Annotated in this window: 21 protein-coding genes; 5 read left to right on the top strand and 16 right to left on the bottom strand. The window is 64.5% G+C overall.

What is annotated here, in order from left to right; all coding sequences use genetic code 11:
- Positions 1-9: 9 nt before the first annotated feature.
- The 3 genes from ACE3TQ_RS04185 to flgG are packed head-to-tail and all read right to left on the bottom strand — an operon-like array spanning position 10 to position 2,576.
- The gene (locus ACE3TQ_RS04185) at positions 10-1,116 is read right to left on the bottom strand and encodes a flagellar basal body P-ring protein FlgI (protein WP_374580687.1); all 1,107 of its coding nucleotides are present in this window, start codon (positions 1,114-1,116) and stop codon (positions 10-12) included.
- Positions 1,117-1,118: 2 nt separating this feature from the next.
- Positions 1,119-1,784, bottom strand: a complete 666-nt coding sequence (locus ACE3TQ_RS04180; RefSeq protein WP_374580686.1) for a flagellar basal body L-ring protein FlgH — start codon at positions 1,782-1,784, stop codon at positions 1,119-1,121.
- A 9-nt stretch (positions 1,785-1,793) separates the two neighbouring features.
- Positions 1,794-2,576 carry a flagellar basal-body rod protein FlgG gene (gene flgG / locus ACE3TQ_RS04175; RefSeq protein WP_374580685.1) on the bottom strand — a complete coding sequence of 261 codons (783 nt, stop codon included), beginning with the start codon at positions 2,574-2,576 and terminating at the stop codon, positions 1,794-1,796.
- Between flgG and ACE3TQ_RS04170 the strand changes: the two genes are divergently transcribed.
- Positions 2,564-4,204 (top strand): tetratricopeptide repeat protein, encoded by a 1,641-nt coding sequence (locus tag ACE3TQ_RS04170; protein ID WP_374580684.1) that lies wholly within the window; start codon positions 2,564-2,566, stop codon positions 4,202-4,204. The genes flgG and ACE3TQ_RS04170 overlap by 13 nt on opposite strands.
- A gap of 9 nt (positions 4,205-4,213) precedes the next feature.
- On the opposite strand, the gene ACE3TQ_RS04165 is transcribed toward ACE3TQ_RS04170, so the two are convergent.
- The 6 genes from ACE3TQ_RS04165 to flgB all read right to left on the bottom strand — a co-directional run bounded on the left by ACE3TQ_RS04165 (position 4,214) and on the right by flgB (position 10,514).
- The gene (locus tag ACE3TQ_RS04165) at positions 4,214-6,553 is read right to left on the bottom strand and encodes an EAL domain-containing protein (RefSeq protein ID WP_374580683.1); all 2,340 of its coding nucleotides are present in this window, start codon (positions 6,551-6,553) and stop codon (positions 4,214-4,216) included.
- 107 nt (positions 6,554-6,660) lie between these two features.
- A complete protein-coding gene (flgF, locus tag ACE3TQ_RS04160) occupies positions 6,661-7,404 on the bottom strand; it encodes a flagellar basal-body rod protein FlgF (protein ID WP_374580682.1) in 744 nt (247 codons plus the stop codon).
- A 21-nt stretch (positions 7,405-7,425) separates the two neighbouring features.
- Complete coding sequence (locus ACE3TQ_RS04155; RefSeq protein ID WP_374580681.1) at positions 7,426-8,979, bottom strand: flagellar hook protein FlgE; 1,554 nt, start codon at positions 8,977-8,979, stop codon at positions 7,426-7,428.
- A 28-nt stretch (positions 8,980-9,007) separates the two neighbouring features.
- Complete coding sequence (locus tag ACE3TQ_RS04150; RefSeq protein ID WP_374580680.1) at positions 9,008-9,688, bottom strand: flagellar hook assembly protein FlgD; 681 nt, start codon at positions 9,686-9,688, stop codon at positions 9,008-9,010.
- A gap of 2 nt (positions 9,689-9,690) precedes the next feature.
- Entirely contained in the window at positions 9,691-10,095 is a 405-nt protein-coding gene (gene flgC / locus ACE3TQ_RS04145; protein WP_374580679.1) for a flagellar basal body rod protein FlgC, read from the bottom strand.
- The gene (gene flgB, locus ACE3TQ_RS04140; RefSeq protein WP_374580678.1) at positions 10,095-10,514 is read right to left on the bottom strand and encodes a flagellar basal body rod protein FlgB; all 420 of its coding nucleotides are present in this window, start codon (positions 10,512-10,514) and stop codon (positions 10,095-10,097) included. Before flgB ends, flgC begins: the two co-directional genes overlap by 1 nt.
- Positions 10,515-10,642: 128 nt before the next feature.
- On the opposite strand from flgB, the gene flgA reads away from it, so the two are divergent.
- From flgA to ACE3TQ_RS04120, 4 genes are all read left to right on the top strand, one after another.
- On the top strand, positions 10,643-11,359 hold the full coding sequence (gene flgA, locus ACE3TQ_RS04135) for a flagellar basal body P-ring formation chaperone FlgA (RefSeq protein WP_374580677.1): 717 nt from the start codon (positions 10,643-10,645) through the stop codon (positions 11,357-11,359).
- A 107-nt stretch (positions 11,360-11,466) separates the two neighbouring features.
- A complete protein-coding gene (gene flgM / locus ACE3TQ_RS04130; protein WP_374580676.1) occupies positions 11,467-11,790 on the top strand; it encodes a flagellar biosynthesis anti-sigma factor FlgM in 324 nt (107 codons plus the stop codon).
- 6 nt (positions 11,791-11,796) lie between these two features.
- Positions 11,797-12,261 carry a flagella synthesis protein FlgN gene (locus ACE3TQ_RS04125; protein ID WP_374580675.1) on the top strand — a complete coding sequence of 155 codons (465 nt, stop codon included), beginning with the start codon at positions 11,797-11,799 and terminating at the stop codon, positions 12,259-12,261.
- A gap of 44 nt (positions 12,262-12,305) precedes the next feature.
- Positions 12,306-13,883: a hypothetical protein gene (locus ACE3TQ_RS04120; protein ID WP_374580674.1), complete on the top strand. Its 1,578-nt coding sequence runs from the start codon at positions 12,306-12,308 to the stop codon at positions 13,881-13,883.
- 63 nt (positions 13,884-13,946) lie between these two features.
- On the opposite strand, the gene motD is transcribed toward ACE3TQ_RS04120, so the two are convergent.
- The 7 genes from motD to flhB all read right to left on the bottom strand — a co-directional run bounded on the left by motD (position 13,947) and on the right by flhB (position 21,796).
- The gene (gene motD / locus ACE3TQ_RS04115; RefSeq protein ID WP_374580673.1) at positions 13,947-14,708 is read right to left on the bottom strand and encodes a flagellar motor protein MotD; all 762 of its coding nucleotides are present in this window, start codon (positions 14,706-14,708) and stop codon (positions 13,947-13,949) included.
- 1 nt (position 14,709) lies between these two features.
- Complete coding sequence (locus tag ACE3TQ_RS04110; protein ID WP_374580672.1) at positions 14,710-15,456, bottom strand: flagellar motor protein; 747 nt, start codon at positions 15,454-15,456, stop codon at positions 14,710-14,712.
- Complete coding sequence (locus ACE3TQ_RS04105) at positions 15,438-16,169, bottom strand: RNA polymerase sigma factor FliA (RefSeq protein WP_374580671.1); 732 nt, start codon at positions 16,167-16,169, stop codon at positions 15,438-15,440. Before ACE3TQ_RS04105 ends, ACE3TQ_RS04110 begins: the two co-directional genes overlap by 19 nt.
- Positions 16,170-16,186: 17 nt before the next feature.
- Entirely contained in the window at positions 16,187-16,987 is an 801-nt protein-coding gene (locus ACE3TQ_RS04100) for a MinD/ParA family protein (protein ID WP_374580670.1), read from the bottom strand.
- Positions 16,980-18,410 (bottom strand): flagellar biosynthesis protein FlhF, encoded by a 1,431-nt coding sequence (flhF, locus tag ACE3TQ_RS04095; RefSeq protein WP_374580669.1) that lies wholly within the window; start codon positions 18,408-18,410, stop codon positions 16,980-16,982. The genes ACE3TQ_RS04100 and flhF overlap by 8 nt, the downstream gene beginning before the upstream one ends.
- Before the next feature lie 113 nt (positions 18,411-18,523).
- The gene (gene flhA, locus ACE3TQ_RS04090) at positions 18,524-20,644 is read right to left on the bottom strand and encodes a flagellar biosynthesis protein FlhA (protein WP_374580668.1); all 2,121 of its coding nucleotides are present in this window, start codon (positions 20,642-20,644) and stop codon (positions 18,524-18,526) included.
- A 12-nt stretch (positions 20,645-20,656) separates the two neighbouring features.
- Positions 20,657-21,796: a flagellar biosynthesis protein FlhB gene (gene flhB, locus ACE3TQ_RS04085; RefSeq protein WP_374580667.1), complete on the bottom strand. Its 1,140-nt coding sequence runs from the start codon at positions 21,794-21,796 to the stop codon at positions 20,657-20,659.
- Between the last annotated feature and the right edge of the window lie 41 nt (positions 21,797-21,837).

Genomic DNA, 21,837 nt, shown 5'->3' with positions numbered 1-21,837 from the left:
GCTGCGTCCTCAAATGATTTCCAGCTCGGCGCGCAGCGAACCCGCTGCCTTCATCGCCTGCAGGATGGCCAGCAAGTCCTGCGGCGACGCGCCGATGGCGTTGAGCGCCTTCACCACTTCGGCCAGCGATGCGCCGCCCTTCAGCATGATGACCTTGCCGGCATCTTTCTTGATGTCCACATTGCCCTGCTGGGCAACCACGGTCTGGCCACCGCTGAGCGGGTTGGGCTGGCTGACCTGGGTGTCGGCACTGACCGATACTGACAGGTTGCCGTGCGAAATGGCGCACGTCTCGAGCGTGACTTCCTGGTTCATGACCACCGAGCCGGTGCGCGCATTCATGATGACTTTGGCCGCCTGGCGCGCCGGCCGTACGTCGAGGCTTTCCAGGTCGCCGATGAAGGCCACCCGCGCGTCGCTCGACGATGGCGCGGTGACGCGGATGGTGCGGCCATCCTGCGCATAGGCCACGCCGGCGCCGTATTTGTCGTTGATGGCGCTGACCACGCGGCTGGCGGTGGCAAAGTCGGTATTGTTCAGCTCAAGGCGGATCTGGTTGCCGTCGCCCAGCGCCGTCGGCACCGCGCGTTCCACCGTGGCGCCGCCGGAAATGCGGCCGACCGACAGGTGGTTGACCACCACCGAGGCACCGCCGCCCGGCGCCTGCGCGCCGACGCCGCCCACCAGCACATTGCCCTGCGCCATGCCGTACACCTGGCCGTCCGCACCTTTGAGCGGGGTCATCAGCAAAGTGCCGCCGCGCAGCGATTTCGCATTGCCCATGGACGACACGGTGACATCGATCTGCTGGCCCGGCTGCGCGAACGCGGGCAGGCTGGCGGTGACCATCACGGCGGCCACATTCTTCAGCTGCAGGGTGGTGCCGGCCGGCAGCGCCACGCCCATCTGCTGCAGCATGGAGGCCACCGACTGCACGGTGAACGGGGTTTGCGTGGTCTGGTCGCCGGAACCGTCGAGGCCGACCACCAGGCCGTAACCCATCAACTGGTTCTGGCGCACGCCGGCGATGCTGGCCAGGTCCTTCAGGCGTTCCGCCTGCACGGTGGGCGCCAGCGCCAGCGCGGCGCACAGGGCGAGGAGCTTGAGAGTCTTCATGGTCAGAATGGCAGCAGGCTGAGGAAGAAGCGCGACAGCATGGACTGCACTTCGGCGCGGTCGATATTGCTCTTGGTGCGGTACTCGACGCGCGCATCGGCAATCGCGGTCGAGGTGACCGAATTGCCGTTGACGATCGAATCCGGGTTCACCATGCCGGAAATGCGGATGTATTCGGTGCCCTTGTTCAGGCCGACCTGCTTTTCGCCGGCAATGATCAGGTTACCGTTGGGCAGCACTTCCACCACGGTGGCGCCGATGGTGCCGGTGAAGGTGTTGCTCATGCTCTGGTTGTCGGCGTCGGCGTACTTGTTGTCGGCGCTGGTGGCGACGTTGGTGCCAAGCTTGTTCTGGAACACGCCCGGGATGCCGAAATTGACGCTGCCCGACTTGTTGCCCGAGCTGGCGCCATTTTTTACGGCCGACGTGTTTTCCGTGATGACGACATTGATCACATCGCCCACATGGCGCGCGCGCCGGTCTTCGAAGGCCGGGCGGTAGGTATTGGCCTGGTAGATCGCGCCATTGGTCTGCGCCAGCGGCGGATATGGCGGCGGCAGCGGGCGCGCGCTGGTCGGGCCGCTGACGATGGACGACGGCGCCGTGGCGCAGGCGGACAGCAGCAGCGCGGCAGCGGCGGCGGCAAGGGCGGCGAAGTTCGGGCGCATGGCAAATCCTTACAGCTGCGACAGGCGCTGCAACATCTGGTCGGAGGTGGTGATCGCCTTCGAATTGATCTCGTAAGCGCGCTGGGTCTGGATCATGTTGACCATCTCCTCCACCACGTTGACGTTGGAGGTTTCCACATAACCCTGCAGGATCACGCCGGTGCCATTGGTGCCGGGCTGGTTGACGGTGGCCGCGCCGGAGGCGCCGGTTTCCACATACAGGTTCTCGCCTTTCGACTCCAGGCCGGTCGGGTTGATGAAGGTGGCCAGCTGGATACTGCCGATCTGCTGCGGCGCCACCTGCCCCGGCAGCGTTACCGACACGGTGCCGTCGCGGCCGACCGTAATGCTCTGGGCATTGATCGGGATGGTGATGGCCGGCTGCAGCACGAAGCCGCTGGAGGTGACCATCTGGCCATTGTTATCGCGCTGGAACGAACCGTCGCGCGTGTAGGCGGTAGTGCCATCGGGCAGCAGCACGGTGAAAAAGCCGTTGCCGTTGACCATCATGTCCTTGTCGTTGCCGGTCGATTGCGGATTGCCCTGGGTATGGATGCGCTCGATGGCCACCGGGCGCACGCCCGTGCCCAGCTGCATGCCGGACGGCAGCTGCGTCTGCTGCGACGAGGCCGCGCCCGGCTGGCGGATGTTCTGGTACAGCAGGTCTTCGAAGACCGCACGCGACTTCTTGAAGCCATTGGTTTGCACGTTCGCCAGGTTGTTGGACACGGTGTCCATCTGGGTCTGCTGTGCTTCCATGCCAGTCTTGGCAATCCACAGTGATCGAATCATTTGCCTGCTCCAATTACGGTTTTCCTATGCAGGCATTATCCCGTGCGGAGCGTCAACTCAAAGCGTCGATCTGGCTGGTTTTCCCCCGCCTATTCAAGCGTGTGACATGCATTGCTCAGCCCTGCTATCGTTTCAAGTTTGACAATTATTTCCCCAAAGACAATAGCAACCGTCCAGAGGAAGACAGGTTTGAACCGAAAATGAACAAGACCGCTGCCATCTATCTTGCCGCCGCGCTGCTAAGCGCCCTGCCCTTGACCTCCGTTGCACGAACTGAAATCGCGTTTACGGATAAAGAGAATCGCTACATCACGGCGATGCTCGAACTTCAACAGAAAACCGATATGCCCACCCCCGAGAAACTGTTCCTGCTGGCGAGGGCCCATGAGTATCGCGGCGACCTTGGGCGGGATGACAGGCGAGCGAAGCGACTTTACGTCCTCGCAGCCGAGGGCGGCCATATTGGCGCACAAGAGCATCTGGTGGAGGAACATAAGCGAAACCGCTCCGCTGCGACGCCAGCGGCAAAGCAGGTGGCGGCGTGGGAAGCTAACATCAAAAAGCATGCAGCAGCTCCGCCTGCCGCTTTGGCGTTGATGCCAGGCGGCTCCGATCGCATTACCGACTTCACCTTGTCGCAATCCCTGTCGGAACCTTCGCAACAGCAACTGGCATTCGTACTTCTTGAAAAGTCAGCGGCGTCAGGATACATACTCGCCCAGCTCAGCCTGGCTTACAAGTACCAGCGTGGCCTGGATGGGGTTGAGCACAGCCCGGCCAAGAGCAAGCAATGGTATTCGAAGGCTGTCGCGCAACTCTGGCCAATGGCCGACAATGGGAATCCCGTGGCAGCCAGCATCCTGGCCGAACTGAGCCTGGGAAACAAAGGAATGCCTTATGACCCGGAACTGGCGGGAGTCCTGCTGAAAGTCTCACAGGAGCGATTGCCTGGACGCGAGCAAGACGCAGAACAATTACACAAGATCCTGCAAACGCTGCCACCCGAACGGCTCGCCCGCTTGAATGCAGCGGCAACACAATGGCGGCCAGGCATGGCGCTGCCCCGCGATCTTCGGCAGGCACTTTGCACCTCGTCCGATTTCATTCAACCAGGCTTCGACAAGTCGAAGGCGCAAGCGGAGTTTGCCGACTTCCAGAAGCGCCTACGGAAGGCGATCGATGACGTGGATACTATCGAGCCATCGCGCATCGGCGAAACCGCCGCACTGAACGTGATGCGCACCGCCTTTGCGGAAACCGTTGCGACAGGGGCCAAAGGCGATGCGCTGCTGGCCGAGCTCATTCGGCCGTCGCCACGGGGCGTAGTTTCACCGTTGGGTTCCATGCTTGAAAAAATCAAAGGAAAAGCGTGCCCGGCTGGATTCGGCGGCAGCTTCATCGATGACGGAAACACGGTGGAGCTTTGGTATGTCGATCTCGATCCGGACGACCGCGGTGCGCTCCAAGCGTTTAAACAGGCCGCCCTGCCTGCGCATGGCAGCCTGGTACGCGGTACGTTCCCAGCGCTTGTTTTTTCGAGAAACAAGAGTGGCGCGCTTCAGCTCTACGGCATGTCGCAAGAGATGGCGATGATCCTGCAGTTCTGGTGGGGTGTCCAGTTGATGTAGGCGCCAGGCTCAAAGCGCGGCTTCTTTATATGATTGCCTGAGCTCCTGCATGGGCTCGGGCCGCCCTACCCCATAGCCCTGGGCGTAGTCGACGCCCATGGCACGCAGGCAGTCCAGCACGGCCTCGTCTTCCACGAACTCGGCGATGGTTTGCTTGCCCATGACATGGGCGATCTGGTTGATCGATTCGACCATGGCGCGCTCGGTCGGGCTGTGCAGGATGCCGCGGATGAAGCTGCCGTCGATCTTCACATAATCGACCGGCAGGTGCTTGAGGTAGGCGAAGGACGACATGCCGGCGCCGAAGTCGTCGAGGGCGAAGCGGCAGCCCTGGGCCTGCAGGTCCTGGATCAGGGCGGCGGCGTGCGCCAGGTTGCCCACCGCTGCCGTTTCCGTAATTTCGAAGCAGACGTTCTCCAGCGCCACGCCGCTGGCGCGCCGCTGTTCCAGCACATATTCCAGCAAGTCCTCGTCGCACACCGAGGCGCCGGACAGGTTGATGGCCCAGCTGGTGCCGGCCGGTTGCTGCGCCAGCGCGGCAAAGGCGTGCCGGATCACCCAGCGGTCGAGCAGCGGCATCAGGTCGTAGCGCTCGGCGGCCGGGATGAAGGCCATGGGCGGCACCAGGCCGCCCTGCTCGTCCAGCATGCGCACCAGCACTTCGGCATGCGCCTGGCCGCCCGGCTTGAGCGGGGCGATGGTTTGCAGGTGCAGGCAGAAACGGTCGTTTTCCAGCGCGGCGCGGATGCGCGACACCGCTTCCATCTCGGTCTGGCGCACCGACAGTTCGGCATCGTCGGCGCTGTACAGGTGGATGCGGTTGCGGCCCTTCTCTTTCGCCATATAGCAGGCGGCGTCGGCCGACTTCATCACCTCCTTCAGGTTGCCCTGGCGCCCGGCCAGCAGCACCACGCCGATGCTGACGCCGACGCGGTAGCTGCGAACTCCCCACAGGAAGCGCAGCTCGACCACGGCTTGCCGCACCTTCTCGGCCACGCGCACGGCGTCGGCGTGGCTGCAGTAGGTCAGCACGATGCCGAACTCGTCGCCGCCAAGACGGCCGACAATGTCGCGCTCGCGCAGGGTGGCCCGCAGCAGCTGGCTGACTTGCCGGATCAGCTCGTCGCCCGCGGCGTGGCCGCTGGTGTCGTTGACGACTTTAAAGCGGTCCAGGTCGAGGTACAGCACGGCATGTTCGCCTTCTTCGCCCTCGTGCATGGCGCGCAGCAGTTCACACAGGCGGCGCTCGAATTCGCGCCGGTTGAGGATGTCGGTCAGCTCGTCGTGCGTAGCCTGGTAGGACAGCTGGGCGGCGTGGCGCCGCGCTTCGCTGGCGTCGTGCAGCACGATCACCTGGCCGATGGCCTGGCCGTCCGGCGCGTGGATCGGCGCCAGCTGGCGGTCGACCGGCAGCTGGCGGCCATCGGCCGCGAGCAGCTGCAGGCCGCCTTCGGCGCCCTCCAGGCGGCATACCTCGGCCAGGGGGCGCCCGAGCAGGCTGGCGACCGGCATGCCGAGCATTTGCTCGGCGTTGCGGTTGCAGTAACTGACGCGCTGCGCGCGGTCGGTGGTGATGACGGCGTCGGCAATCGACGCCAGCGTGACCTGCAGCAGCTCTTTCTCGGCAAAGGCTGCGGCTTCGCTGTGCTGCAACTGCTGCAGCAGGCGTTCGCGGCGCAGGAAGGAGCGGCGCAGGTAGCGGTGGCAGCTCAACGCCAGCAGGGCGGCCGCCAGCACCAGCACGCCCAGCAAGGCATTGGTGACCTGGCGCGCCGCTTCGTTGACCGCCGCGGCAAAGCCGATGGCCAGCGGCGACAGGCGGCGATCGATTTCCTGCAGTTCGAGCAGGAACACGTCTTGCGACGGGCGCGCCGCCAGCGGCGTGGCGTGCAGGCGCTCGCCCAGGTCGCGCAGGCGCAGCAAGTGTTCGTCGCTGTGCTTCCAGTAGGTGATGGCGCGCGCCATCAGTGGCACGTGCTTGAAATTGCGGTACAGCCAGACCATGCCGTCGATATCTTCGGCGGCGTTGCGCCCGCCGACGAAACCGGCGCGCACCACCGCGTAGTCGGGCTGCTCCTTGTCCATCTCGCGCCGCGCCACGAGGTCGGACAGCGGCACCGCCAGTTCAGCGCGGAATTGCTGGAAATCCTGCTCGTCGGCCGTGGCCAGGTAGCGCTGCAAGGTGGCGATGGCGGCCTTCTGCCCTTTCGACCAGTGGCTTTCCCCGGCCACATAGGCGCGCAGCGTGGACATGATGGAAACGCTGAGCACAGCCACCAGCGTCAGCGCGGCAACGGCGAGCGCGAACGGCAATACCACGGCGGCATATCGTTCCTGGGACGAGCGCATGGGCTGGCTCTGGTGGATGGCAAAGCACCATGATGGGCAATTCGCGCGCCCGGCGCAATGACGGATAGGCCACACTGTTGCCAAGTGGCAACAATGATGCAAGCAACTTAATTCAAGGCCAGGATTTGCGTTGCCTTGGCGGCATTGTTTTCCGCGTTTTTCAGCAGGCTCATCTGCGTTTCGAACGAGCGCGCCAGGCTGATCATGTTGACCATGGCATCGATGGCGTTGACGTTGCTGCCCTCCAGCGTGCCGTCCACCAGGCGCACGCCCTGGTCGACGTCGGCCGGCTGCCCGCTTTGCTGGCGGAACAGGCCGTCGTCGCCGCGCACCAGGCCGCGCGTGTCGGGATTGACCAGCTTGATGCGGCCCAGCACATTCGATGGGCCGGGCTGGGTCTGGGTGGTGTCGATGGCCGACACGGTGCCGTCGGCGGCGATTGCCACCTGGGCGTCGGGCGGAATGGCGATCGGGCCGTTCTCGCCCACCAGGGTCAGGCCGGCCGCCGTCTGCAGCATGCCGTTTTCGCTGACTTTCAGGCTGCCGTTGCGGGTGTAGGCTTCCGAGCCGTCGGCCGACTGCACGGCAATGAAGCCATCGCCGCGCAGGGCCACGTCGAGCGCGCGGCCGGTGGTCTGCATCGCGCCCTGGCGGAAGTCGGAACCGACCGTGTTATCGACCACGAAGGTGCGGGTCGGCAAGCCATCGGCCACCACCGGCACCGCGCGGAAGGAATCGAGCTGGGCCCGGAATCCTGTCGTGGTGGCGTTGGCCAGGTTGTTCGACGTCGTCGCCTGCTGCTCCAGCAGGTGGCGCGCGCCGGTGGCGGCGGTGTAGATGAGGCGGTCCATGGCTTGCTCGCTCCCTTACGCTTAGCGCAGGTTGACCAGGGTCTGCAGCACCGAGTCCTGGGTCTTGATGGTCTGCGCATTGGCCTGGTAGACGCGCTGCGCGGTGATCATGTCGACCAGTTCTTCGGTCAGGTCCACGTTCGATGCCTCGATCGAGGACGAGCGCAGCTGGCCCCAGGAGCCGGTGTTCGGCGCGCCGATCTGCGGCACACCGGAGGCGGCGCTTTCGGTCCAGGCATTGTTGCCGAGCGGGATCAGGCCCTCCGGCGCGGCGAAGCTGGCCAGCACGAACTGGCCCAGGGCGCGCGATTTACCGTTGCTGTACTGGCCGGTGATCACGCCATCCGGGCCGGTGCTGAAGCGCTGCAGCTGGCCGGAGGAATAGCCGTCCTGGGTCGAGAATTTCTCCGAAGTGGCGCCCACGAACTGGGTGGAGCCGGTGAAGTTGGTGTCCACCACCAGCGGCATACGGGAGCCAGTATCCGGGAACATCGGCAGGCTGATGGAGAACGGCAGGGTTTGCGCCGGAATCAGCGCGGCCATGGCGGTAGCGTCCAGCAGGCCATCTCGGCTGAACACCAAAGTCCCCGTCTTGGTCGCCGGCACGACAACCGCAGCACCAATTTTACGCAGGATCGAGTCCGGCGTTTCGTCGCTTAAGCTGCCAATGTTGGTGGGGGCGGTGTACATGGCGTCGATCGCAGCGATGGTGTCAGGGCTGGCGCCAGCGGCTGCGGCTGCGGCAGAAATAATCGTGCCCACGGCCACGGCATACTCTTCTTTACGTGTCGTGATATCAGCTGGAATACCGGAGGCAACCGCATCCAGGTAGGCTTGGCGCGCAGCGGCTTCAATACCAGCGTTGGTGCTATCGGTGAATACCGTTGCCGCCACTGCCTGCGCGGTGATCTCAACGCCGTCGATGGCGGTGTACACGTCCCAATTATTCCCTGTGGTGCGCACATAGAACATGGACATCACGTGGGCGTTACCCAGGCTGTCGTACACGTCCATCACGGTCTGCTTGTTGTAGGTCAGAGGATCGTTGACATTGAACGGCACTTTGCTCGGCGAAACGGTGGCCGAGCTCAGGTTGATCTGGAAATTGGCTTTGGTGGTTTGTACCGGCACCAGGTCGGAATAATCGATGGTGATCGGGGTAGGTGCACCTTGCAGTATCACGCCATCCTTGTTGGCCAGGTAGCCGGTAATGGCGGCGCCCTGGGCGTTGATGATGGTGCCGTTTTTGTCCAGCTGGAACTGGCCGTTGCGGGTGTACTGGACCGAACCGCCCGGGGTCACGGTGCGGAAGAAACCGCCGCCATTGATCGAAATATCCAGCGGGTTGTTGCTGGTTTCGATATTGCCCTGGGTGAACTGCTGCGCAATTCGCGAAATCGATACGCCGATACCCGGGTTGTTGCCGGCCAGGCCGTTCAGGGAGTTCGCGTACAAGTCGGCGAACTGCGCCTGCGACCCCTTGAAGCCCACGGTACTGGCATTGGCGATATTGTTACCAATTACGTCCAGCGATTTGGAGGCGGCATTCAGGCCGCTGAGACCTTGTTGAAACATGGTATTCCCCTATTCAGATTGCGCTTGCTTACAGTACTTGCTTGATTGCGTCCATGGTCACTTGGCCAAGCGACGGGATATTCAGTTTGACGCCGCTGGCACCGGTCGAGATGCTGGCGATGGTGCCGAATTGCAGGGTCTTGGCGTCCTTCAGCTGCTCGGTACCGCGGGTCGCCTTGATTGTCATGGTGTAGGTGTTGTTCGCGGCGGTCGTGCCATCGGCCATTTTCCCGTCCCATGCCAGGGGCAGGACGCCGGCGTCGACATTCTTCATGGTGACGGTCTGCACCACTTTGCCGCCGGAAGAACGGATCTCCACTTCCACCGTGTCGGCGCGCGACGCCAGTTCAACACCGAACAGGGACTTACCGTCTGCCAGCGTCAGTTGATTGCCTTCGACCAGCACGCCATGGTTGATCAGGTTGGTGGCCGCCAAGTTCGCAGAGGCCTGGTAATCGGCTTTCAGCGAATTCAGCGTTTCATTCATCTTGTTGATACCGGTCACGGTGTTCAACTGCGCCAGCTGACTGGTCACCTGTGCATTGTCCAACGGATTCATCGGGTCCTGGTTCTTCAGCTGCGCGATCAGCAGCGTCATGAATTTGTCCTGGTCCGCTTCCACGCCCGTCTTGGTGGTCTTGGACGGGTTCATGGCGTTCAGCAACGCCGGCGGGACGGTCTTTGAATTATCGGTGCTTGCTACGGCCATGATTACTGTCCAATCGTTAAGGTTTTCAGCAGCATGGTCTTGGCTGCATTCATGGTTTCCACATTGGTCTGGTAGGAGCGCGAGGCCGACAGCATATTCACCATCTCATCGACCACATTCACGTTCGGCATCGTCACATAGCCCTTGTCGTCGGCCAGCGGATGCTTGGGGTCGTACACCTGCTTCATCGGCGACGGGTCTTCCACCACCTGGCGCACTTTGACGCTGGTGGCGGCGCCGTTGGCAGTCGGCGTGGCTTCGAACACGACCTGCTTGGCGCGGTAGGCTTCGCCGCTGGCCGAGGTGGCGCTGTCGGCGTTGGCCAGGTTGGAGGCCACCACGTTCAGGCGCTGGGCCTGGGCGCTCATGGCCGAACCGGACACATTGAAAATACTGAACAAGGACATTACTGGCCTCCCTGGATCGCGGCCATCAGGCCCTTGATCTGCGAGTTGATAAACGTCACCCCCGCCTCATAGCGCAAGGCATTGTCGGCAAAGTTGTTGCGCTCGACGTCCATGTCGACCGTATTGCCGTCCACCGCGCCCTGGGCCGGCGTGCGGTACAGCAGCGGCGTGCCGTCGGGCAGCGTGCTGCCGTCTTGCGGGGGGCGCGGGAAATGCTTGCCGGCGGTGGTATTCAACGGTGGCGGGTTCTTGGCGCGGTCCAGCGCCGCCTGCAGGTTGGCGGAAAAATCAATGTCGCGCGCCTTGTAATTCGGCGTATCGGCATTGGCAATATTCGACGCCAGCACGGCCTGGCGCTTTTCGCGCAGGCTGAGGGCGGTTTCGTTGAACAGCAGGTGATTGTCGAGTTTGCCTAACATGGCGCTTCTCCGCTTGATGACAGGCTCGATAATACGGAGCAATGGCCTTGCTTGATCGGAAGAGTAAGACGGGGTTTTTACCCCTATTCCTCCATTTCACTCTTCGCGCGAGGGCTAAGATGTGCCCTATGAAACGCAAACTCCTCACCGCCGCCCTGCTGGTGGCCACCATTGCCGCCACCGCCGTCGCCATGGCCGCCCCGGCAGCGTCCGCCCCAACCCGCATGGAGCCGGCCGCGCTGCGTCAGGCGGCAGAGCAGTTCCTGCAAGTCCAGACCGCCGGTCTGCCGGGCAAGGTTACAGTGAGCGTGGGCGCCGTCGACCCGCGCCTGAACCTGGCGCCCTGCCCGGCGCCGGAAGCTTTCCTGATGCCAGGCGCGCGCGCCTGGGGCAAGACCACGGTGGGTGTACGCTGTGCGGCGCCTTCGCCTTGGACGGTATATATTCAATCCCAGGTATCGGTATTGGGCAGCTATGTGGCCGCCGCCGTGCCGCTGGCCCAGGGCCAGGCGATCGAGGAAGGCCACCTGGCGCTGATGCAAGGCGAGCTGACCGCCCTGCCCCCTGGCATTGCTACGGACAAGGCGCAATTGATTGGCCGCACCAGCAATCTTTCCATTTCGGCAGGTACGCCCTTGCGGCTCGACCTGGTGAAAGCGAAACCGGTGGTCCTGCAAGGGCAGCTGGTCAAGCTGGTCTCGAAAGGCAATGGCTTCTCGGTGTCGGCCGAAGGCAAGGCAGCCGGCTCGGCCGCCGATGGCCAGGTGGTGGCGGTGCGTACCGGCAATGGCCAGCAAATCAGCGGCATTGCCCGCCCGGGCGGTTTGGTGGAAGTGACATTTTGACAAAAAATAATAAGGAATTGCCGGTCGCCAGCTAAAGTTTGGCCGGAGGCTGCCGTAAAAGACTCGTATGCCGGGGTAAAGGCCTCCAACCAGACGAGGATAAAGCTGTGAAGATCAACGATACATTGAAGAACACGCCGGGCTTGCCAAGTTCGCCCGCGACGGGCACGAACGCGCGTGGCGCGGAAAAAGCCGCCGCCGCGACCGCGTCCGCACCGCAGGCAAGTACCGACAATGTGCGCCTGTCCGCGCAAGGACAGGCTTTGGCGGCCAGTGGCGCTGCCGGTAGCAACGCCGTGTTCGACACCAAGAAAGTCGAACGCATCAAGATGGCGATTGCTGACGGCCAGTTCCAGGTCAATTCGGAAAAAGTGGCAGACGGTTTGCTGGAAACAGTCCGCGACCTGCTGCACTCGCGTAAGCAACGTTAAGGAAATATGATGGCCGCTGTCTCGCCGAAACACAGCCTGCAGGCTGAGTTGGACAAGATCACCGCACTGCTGGAGGTCCTGAAACAGGAACAGCAGGACCTGGTCGCGGCAGACATCGAGCACCTGACCGCGCTGACGCCGCAAAAATCGGCCCTGGTCAATGAAATGGCCGCGCTGGCCACCGTGCGCCACCAGGCGCTGGCCGATGCCGGCTATCCCGCCATGGAAGCGGGCATGGAATCGTGGCTGGACGCGCAGCATGACGACGCCGCCAATATGCTGTGGCAGCGCCTGCTGGACCAGACCCGCGCCGCCAAAGAACTGAACCGCCTGAACGGCGTACTGATCAACAAACACCTGGGCCACACCCAGGGCGCCCTGCAAGCGCTGCGCCCGCAGCAAACCACCGTCTACGGCCCGAGCGGCATGACGACGGGCAGTGGTACCCGCCGCGGCTTTATCGCGGGTTGATTTTTCTCAAACGGTGCCGGGATTAAACATTGCATAATGGGCGAATGCGCCCATTTTTTCCAGCACTTTTTCTCGCAGCCCAGGCTGCATTCCCCCTCGCCGCCCACGCGGTCACCCAGCCGGCACTGGCCGGCGAACATTTCGGCCTGTACCGTGCCGACCAGTTCCGCCTGGCGAACGGCCGTTGCCAGGATTGCGGCCAGCCGCAAGCGCTGTGGTATTTCCAGGACGACCTGGTGGCCGTGCCGAGCCAGCCCCGCGCTGCAGCTGAATCACCGGGGCTGATCTGGCTCGGTTCGCCGCAGCTGGTGCCGCAGGCGCGCTACGACGGCAAGGCCCTGCACCTGCCCGACGGCGCCAGCCTGGACCTGCGCCTGGCGCCTCGTCTGGCCAGCAACCGCTCCTACTTCGATGCCAGCTCGGAAGCGTTCTTCCGCCAGCGCGAGGTGCGCGTGCGCGGCCAATGGGATCCGGGCAGTGCGCAGTTCGTAGCGCGCACCATCTGGCCGCGCGACTTCACGCTCAATACGGCGGCGCCGGTGCGCCCCGTGGCCGGCGCGGACGGCCTGCAAGCCTTTGTGCGCGAAGCCGGCGGCGGTGCGCGTAGCGACTTCGCCGTACGCAAGATCTGGCAGCGGCCCGGCACCGCGCCGCAGGCGCTGGCCGGCAAGCCGGTGCTGGCCTTCATGCTGAACGGCGCGCAGGGCGACGATGACGAGGCGTACGGCGGCCACTTTGCCATTGCGACCGGCAAGATCGGGCCGCGCGGCGAATGGTCGGACTGGCTGGTCAACAACTTCTACGGGCTCGATTCGTACAGCGAGAAAGGCATCGTGGCCTCCATGGTGCCGATGGATGCCTACCTGATGGACCTGAACAGCGGCCAGCAGTACTACCGCCCCTCCTACATGCTGGTGGCGGTGCTGGACGATGCGCGCACGGCGCAGGCTTACCAGCGCAATGTGCAGCAGGTGTTCCAGTCCTTCTATGCGCACCATTTCAGCTACCAGCATGCGCAGGCAAACTGCGCCGGCATCAGCCTGGACGTGCTGCGCCAGCTGGGCTGGCAGTGGCCGCTGCACGGGCCGACCAACCGGCTCAAGGCCTTCGGCGCGTTCGGCTATATGGCGGCAAGCGAGATGAGTATCGCCAGCGGGCGCAAGGCGTATGCCTATTTCACGGAGGAGCAGACGCGCCTTTACCCGGCGGTGGCGTTTGATGCGCTGGGCAATGACCTGCTGCGCATGCTGGAGGGGCGCGCCGGGCGCCAACTGGGCGGCTTCGAGCAGCAGCTGCGCGCCGATGTGGCGGCTTTGCTGCTGGTGCGCATTCCGCAGGTGCCGTCCAGCCGTGCGTTCGGCTCGGCGCCGGCTTATTCGATCGATGAGTTCATGGCGCGTGCGCCGGCCGACCGCAGCAAGTGGCAGGTGGTGCCGACGGCGCCGCGGCCGTTCCCGCAGGAGCTGATGGATGAGAAGGCGCGGCGCCATGCCGAGGCGCCGCTGTGGCCCGCAGCGGCGGCACTGGCGGCGGCGCTGGGACTGGGGGCGCTGTGGTGGTGGCGCCGGCAGCGGCGCGGGCGCGGTGTGGTGGTGGAAACCCGCGAACGGTTGCGGGCTTGAACCCGTATAACCCGGTAAACCTGGGTCAGACCCAAGGGTCAGACCCTTGGGTCTGACCCAGGTTTACCGGGTTGGAATTTCGGTCGCCGGATCGGGAATCCCGGACAGGATGGTGATCGCGACGCGCCGGTTACGGGCGCGGGCTTCCGGATCTTCGTTGGGCGCCACCGGCTGGTTGTCGGCGTGGCCCACGGCCGTCATGCGCGAAGGCGCGATGCCGGATTCGATGAACAGCCGCACCACGGTGCCGGCGCGCACCGCCGACAGCTCCCAGTTCGACGGGAACAGCGCATTGCGGATCGGCGTGTTGTCGGTATGCCCTTCCACCTGCACCGCGTGCGGGTCGTCCTTCAGCAAGGTTGCCACGGCGGTCAGCGCCTCGCGCGATTCGTAGGTCAGGCGCGCGTCGCCGGGATTGAACAGGACCGAGGCATTGATCTCCACGCTCACGCCGCGGCTGTTCTGCGTGACGCGCACCTTGCCCTCTTTTACCAGCGGCGCCAGGGTGCTCGACAAGTCCTTGGCCAGGCGCTGCATCTGCTCCTTCTCGCGCTTGATCTGCTCATTGCGCTTGCGCTGCGCCGGGTTGGGGATCGGCAGGCTCTGGACTTCGGTATTGGTCGGCGGCGCGGCCCCGGCCCCGCCGAAGGCGTCGCCCAGGGCATCGGAAAAGACCTTGTACTTGCCCAGGTTGACCGAGGAAATCGCGTACATCACCACGAAGAAGGCAAACAGCAAGGTGATGAAATCGGCGTAGGAAATCAGCCAGCGCTCGTGGTTTTCCGGATCGTCGTCGAACTTGCGGCGGGCGCGGCGGTATTGCATGTCACGGCTCCCGCATCAGCGTCGCGATCCGTTCGTCGATCACGCGCGTGAAGTCGCCGGTGGCGATATCGTAGAACACGGCCGCCGCCAGCTCCTGCTGGTAGACCTGGCGCGTGACGATGGCCTTGAGCTTGTTGGCGATCGGGTAGAAGAACAGGTTGGCCAGGCCGACGCCGTAAATGGTCGAGACGAAAGCCACCGCAATGCCGGAACCGAGCTTGCTCGGGTCGGTCAGGTTTTCCATCACGTGTATCAGGCCCAGCACCGCGCCCAGGATGCCGATGGTGGGCGAGTAGCCGGCCGCCGATTCCCAGATGCGCACGGCCTGGCGTTCGGCCGTTTCGAAGGCGGTGATTTCCATGTCCAGCATCTGGCGCATCTTGTCCGGCTGGATGCCGTCCACGATCATGCGCAGGCCCTTGGCGATGAATTTGTCCTTGGCGCCGAGCATGGGGCGCTCCAGCGCCAGCAGGCCGTCGCGGCGCGCAATCTGGCTCCAGTTGTTGATGTCGCGCGCCAGCTGGGCGCGCGTGTCCGGCGGCGGCTGGAACACCCAGCGCAGCATCGACAGGCCGCGGCGCAGGGTCGGCACGCGGGTCTGCAGCAGGACGGCGCCGAAGGTACCGATGATCACGATCGAGAACGCAGCCGGCTGCAGCAGGGAGCTCAGTTTGCCCCCTTCCAGTCCCTGGCCGATGATGATGCCGGCCAGCGCCAGCAGCACCCCGGCTACGCTGGACCAGTCCATGCCTGCTCCCGCAGCGAGGCACGCAGGCGCGCCACGGCTTGTGTGTGCAATTGCGAAACCCGCGACTCGGACACGCCCATCACGGCGCCGATCTCTTTCAGGTTCAACTCTTCTTCGTAGTAGAGGCCCATCAGCATTTTCTCGCGTGGCGGTAGTGCGTCAATGGCGTCGATCACAGCCTGGCGGAAGTCGGTGTCGAGCAGCGCGCGCAGCGGATCGGCATCTTCATCATGGGCATAGCGGTCGAGGAAGCTGTCATTGCCGTCCTCCTCGTGGAAATCTTCGTAGTACACCAGCTGGTGGCCGCCGCCTTCGGACAGCATTTCCTGGTAGTCGGCCAGCGAGAGCTTGAGCGATTTGGCCACTTCCGATTCGCTCGGCGGACGCCCCAGGCGCTGCTGCAAGGTGGCCATGGCGTTTTCAATCTTGCGCATGTCCTGCCGCATGGAGCGCGGCATCCAGTCGGAGCTGCGCAGTTCATCCAGCATGGCGCCGCGGATGCGCATCACCGCGTAAGTCTCGAACTGGGCGCCATGGGTTTCTTCATAGCGGCTGATTGCGTCGAGCAAGCCGATCATGCCTGCCTGTACCAGGTCATCCACTTCCACACTGGGCGGCAATTTTGCCTTCATATGGTGGGCCAGGCGCTTGACCAACGGCATATGCTCCGTCAGCAAGGAATCCTTGTCCACCTTCCCTTTGACCGTGTACATAAAGGTTCTAATTCTTTTCAGGCTCTAAAATGGTTGCAGCTCCCCATTGCAAAACGACCGGCCAGCTGGCGAAACGCCACCGAAGCCCCAGCCAGCGGGAAGGCGTCCACCACCGCCCGACCCAGCCGCGCGGCACGCTGCAGGTATTCGTCCGCCGGCACCGACCCCATGGAAACGAGGTTGACTGCCAGGTAACGACTTGCCGCATGCGCCATATTATCGTAAACCACCCTCGCTTCGGCCTCCGAAGCGCCGGTGACGAGGATGCCGAAGGGGCGGCGGCCCAGTTCATGGTTGAGCCGCTTGATCATCATATAAGCATTTTTGATGGACGTGGCGCTGTTTGACACCTGCACCACGATTTCCGAGCTGGCCATCAGCGGCACCGGGAAGGCCTCGCCGTCGAATTCCCCGTCCACCAGCACGATGCCGGTCTGCTTGACCAGCACGTCGAAGGCCTTGGCCAGGCGGCGCCCTTCGTCCGGGCCGCGGCGCGCTTCGCCGCGCGTCATCGACACCACATTGAAGCCCTGCGGCGCGGCGTGGATCACCTGGTTCAGGCCGCAGCGCTGGCGCGCCACGTCGAGCAGGCTGGCGCCGCCGTCCAGGCCGAGGCGCGAGGCGACGCCATGGGCGCTGGCGCAGGCGTCCACCAGCAGCACGTCGTTGCCGGCCTGCGACAGCGAGGCGCCCAGGTTGACCAGCATGGCGCCCTTGTCGTCCTGCGGCGTGGCCGAGAGGAAGGTGATGATGCGTGGCCGGGGCCCGGCCAGCATCCGGCGCAGGCCTTCGGCCTGGTCGAAATCGAAATTAGCCAAGGCGTACCTCGCGCAGCATTGGGTCGTGGGCGGCGCCGGCCATCAGCAGCGGCAGCTCGGCGTCGCCGAATCTGGGGGCGGACTGGCCGCCGAAGGCGCGTTCCACCAGCGCCGCCGGGTCGGCCAGGTGCAGGTCTTCCGGCACGCGCTGGCCGTTGGAGGCGTAGAACAGGCGCAGTTTATGGCGGATCACCACGTCCAGCGCGGAGCCGATGGAGGCGGCTTCATCGAGCTTGGTGATGATGGCGCCGGCCAGGCCGCTGCCCTGGTAGGCGCGCACCACTTCCGACAAAGTTTCCTGGGTCGAGGTGGCGTTCAGGCACAGGATGCGCTGCACGGCGCTCGACACGCCCTGCAGCATGGCGACCTGCTCGGCCACCATCTGGTCGCGCTGGCTGACGCCGACGGTGTCGATCAGCACGGTGTGCTTGTTTTTCAGTTCATTCAGGGCGATGCGCAGGTCGGCTTCGTCCTTTACCGAGTGCACCATCACGCCCAGGATCTTGCCGTAGATGCGCAGCTGTTCGTGGGCGCCGATACGGTAGGCGTCGGTGGTGATCAGGGCCAGTTTTTCCGGGCCGTGGCGCATCACGCAGCGCGCGGCCAGCTTGGCGGTGGTGGTGGTCTTGCCGACACCGGTCGGGCCGACCAGGGCGAACACGCCGCCCTTTTCCAGCAGTGCGTCCTCGTTGCTCATGGCGTTGATGTTGCGCGCCAGGGCGGTGCGCGCCCACTGCAGCGCTTCGGCGGCGTCGCGCGCGGCGGGCAGCTTGTCGGCCAGGTAGCGCGCCAGGCTGGCCGAGAAGCCGCCCGCCAGCAGCTCGCGCATGACGGCGGTCTTGTGCGGTTCGCGCTGGGCGGTGTTGCTGAAGGCCAGTTCATTGAGCTGGGTTTCCATCATGCCGCGCATGGCGCGCAGCTCGCTCATCATGCTGCTCATTTCGGCCGCGGCGTTGGCCTTGGCGTTGGCCACGGCCTCGGCGACCAGGCTGGAGATGCGGTCCATGTCGAGCGCGGGCGCGGCCGGTGCCGGTGCCGGTGCTGGTGCCGGGGCCGGGGCGCGCAGCGGGGCGCGCGGTGCCGCTGGGGCCGGGCGCGGGCTGGCGCGCACCACTTGCGCCGCCGGCTGGGCGACCAGGGCTGGCGCGGGCTCGTAGCCGGCCGCTGCCGGGGCGGCCGGGGCCAGCGGGGCGAAAGCCGGCGCCACGCTGGTCGGCAGCTCCAGTTGCGGCGCCGGGGCGGACATGGGGGAATCGGCGGAGTGCGGGGCCAGGGCGGCGGCATCGTCGCCGGCCAGGGCCAGGATCTCCACGGTGCCGTCAACGGCACGGTTGGACAGGATCACCGCATCCGGACCCAGTGCTTCACGCACTTTGCGCAGCGCTTCGCGCGACGTTGGGGCGGTAAATTTTTTGACGTTCATTCCAGCTACTCCGCAGATTTCTCACATGGTCAAATTATTGACGATGCATGGAGGTAACAATCGGTGGAATAGCTTGGGAAATGCCTCTTAATTCAAAACCGGGAAACCACGGTTTACTGCGCGCCGACCAGCGAAGTCACGCGGATGGTCTTGGTTTCCGGGATCTCCGCATGCGACAGCACTTTGAGCTGCGGCAGCGCGCGGCGCAGGAACCTGGACAGCAGCGGACGCAGCGCGCCCGGCACCAGCAGCACCGGCGTCACACCCAGCGCCTCCTGCTGCGCGGTGGCCGCCGCCGCCTGCTGCGCAATGGTATCGGCCAGCCCCGGCTCGATGCCCGCCGCGTCCGCCCCGCCGGTCTGCATGGCCTGCACCAGCAGGCGCTCCAGGCGGTTATCCAGCGTCATCACCGACAGCTCGCCGCCAGTCGGGAACAGCTGCTGCACGATGGCCCGGCCCAGCGCGATACGCACCTGCGCCGTCAGGTCGTTCGGATCCTGCGTATGCGGCGTGAACTCGGCCAGGGTCTCGATGATGGTGCGCATATCGCGGATATGCACGCCTTCCGCCAGCAGGTTCTGCAGCACTTTCTGCAGGGCCGACAGCGACAGCATCTTCGGCACCAGGTCTTCCACCAGCTTCGGCGACTCCTTGGCCAGGTGGTCGAGCAGCGCCTGCACTTCGGCGCGGCCCAGCAGCTCGGAGGCATGGGTGGTGATCAGGTGGTTCAGGTGGGTCGCCACCACGGTACCGGCATCGACCACGGTATAGCCCATGCCGGTGGCCTGGTCGCGCAGCGCGGCGTCGATCCAGATGGCCGGCAGGCCGAAGGCCGGGTCGGTGGTCACCATGCCTGGCAGCGTGCCGCTGGCCATGCCCGGGTTGATCGCCAGGAACTGGCCGTTGAAGGCCTCGCCCGTGCCCACTTCCACGCCTTTCAGCGTGATGCGGTAGGCGGACGGCTTGAGTTCCAGGTTGTCGCGGATATGCACCGGCGGCGCCAGGAAGCCCACTTCCTGCGCGAATTTCTTGCGGATGCCCTTGATGCGCTTCAGCAGCTCGCCGCCCTGCGTCTTGTCCACCAGCGGGATCAGGCGATAGCCCACTTCCAGGCCCAGGGTATCGACCGCCAGCACATCCTGCCAGGTTGCCTCTTCCTGTTCCGGCGCGGCCTGGGCGCCGCCGCCGGGGCCTGCGCCGCCGGGACCGGCCGCCTTCTCCGCCTCCGCCGCCTGCGCCTTCTCTTTGGCCTGCTTCTGCAGCAGGTAGCCGGCGCCGCCCAGGGCGGCAGCCAGCAGGATGAAGACCAGGTTAGGCATGCCCGGGATCAGGCCCATGCCGCCGATGATGGCAGCGGTGATGTACATGACTTGCGGCTTGGCGAACAGCTGGCCGATCACCTGGGTGCCGATATCCGATTCCGACGCCACGCGCGAGACCACGATACCGGCCGCGATCGAGATCACCAGCGACGGGATCTGCGCCACCAGGCCGTCACCGATAGCCAGCAGCACATAGTTTTTCAGCGCATCGGCAAACGGCATGTCGTGCTGGATCATGCCCACCAGCAGGCCGCCGACGATATTGATCACCGTGACCAGGATGCCCGCGATCGCATCGCCGCGCACGTATTTGGAGGCACCGTCCATGGCGCCGTAGAACTCCGCTTCCTGTGCCACTTCGTTGCGGCGGCGGCGCGCTTCCGGCTCGCCGATCAGGCCCGCATTCAGGTCGGCGTCGATCGCCATCTGCTTGCCCGGCATCGCGTCCAGGGCGAAACGCGCGCCCACTTCGGCGATACGGCCCGCGCCCTTGGTGACCACCACGAAGTTAATGATGGTCAGGATCACGAACACCACGATACCGACGGTGTAGTTACCGCCGATCAGGAAGTGGCCGAAGGCTTCGATCACCTTGCCGGCGGCGTCCGGGCCGGTATGGCCCTCGGTCAGCACGACGCGGGTGGAGGCCACGTTCAGGGCCAGGCGCAGCATGGTGGAGATCAGCAGCACGGTCGGGAAGGCCATGAAATCGAGCGGCTTGACCGTGTACAGGCTGGTCAGCAGCACGATGATCGACAGCGCGATATTGAAGCTGAAGAACAGGTCGAGCACGAACGCCGGCAAGGGCAGGATCATCATCGCCAGCAGCATGATGATCAGGATTGGCGCAGCCAAGGCTTGTCCGTTGCCGGAAAGGCCTTTCATCCATGGCGGCATATTCAGGGCGTTCATTCTTCTACTCCGTTACTGTTTCTTGTTCAATGGGTCCATATCGTCCGGCACATCGAGCCTGGTCGGACGGTCTGGATAACGCAGGCCTGGACGATAGGCCTTGACCTGGAACACATAGGCCAGCACTTCCGCCACGGCGGCGTACAGGCGCGGCGGGATCTCGTCGCCGATTTCGGTGTGCTTGTGCAGGGCACGCGCCAGCGGCGGCGCTTCCAGGATGGCGACGCGGTGCTCCTTCGCCAGCTCGCGGATCTTGGCCGCCACTTCGTCGGTACCCTTGGCCACCACGCGCGGCGCGCCCTGCCCGCCCTCGGTGTACTTCAGCGCCACCGCATAGTGGGTCGGGTTGGTCACCACCACGTCGGCGGTCGGCACTTCCTGCATCATGCGTTTCTTCGCCATTTCGCGCTGCAGCTGGCGGATCTTGCCCTTGATTTGCGGGTTGCCGTCCGATTCCTTGGACTCCTGGATCACCTCCTGGCGCGTCATTTTCAGCTTGTTCGCGTAGTGCCACATCTGGTACGGCGCATCGATCAGGGCGATGAAGCCGAGCGCGCCGACGATCACCATGAAGCTGAAGGCCAGCATATTCAGCACGTGCACGCTGCCCATATGCAGCGGCTCGGCCATCAGGCCGATCACCTCCTGCTGCTGGCGCGCGATGACCACATACGCCACCACACCGACCAGGATGGATTTGATGATGGCCTTGACCAGCTCCACCAGCGAGTTGGTGGAGAACATATTGCCCAAGCCCGTCAGGGGGTTGAGCTTCATGAAATTCGGGGTGAAGGCTTTGCTCGAAAACAGCCAGCCGCCCACCAGCAGCGGCGACGCCAGCGCCACCACCATCACCGCCACACCGAGCGGCAGGCAGGCCAGCAGCACATGCACGACATCGACCAGGATGCGGTTGACCAGGACGTCGGGGTTATAGACCTGCTCGCGCGTCAGCGACAGCCCCGACGTGAGGCTGCGGCTCAACTCGCGCACCAGGCTGGAACCGGTGATCCACAGGCCGGCACCCGCCGCCATCAGGACGGTAAAGGTCGCCACTTCACGCGACCTGGGTACGTCCCCTTCTTCACGCGCCTGCTCGAGGCGCCTCTGTGACGCGGGTTCTGTTTTTTCGGCTTCGCTATCTTCAGCCATCTACCGCTCCTGTTATCGACCGTGCCATTATGGCTGCGGCG

Origin of the sequence: Pseudoduganella sp. (genome assembly GCF_041914865.1) — a bacterium.
Classification (GTDB): Bacteria; Pseudomonadota; Gammaproteobacteria; order Burkholderiales; family Burkholderiaceae_D; genus Rugamonas.
The sequence above is the reverse complement of the archived record's forward strand: the minus strand, read 5'-3'. Positions and strand labels throughout refer to the sequence as shown.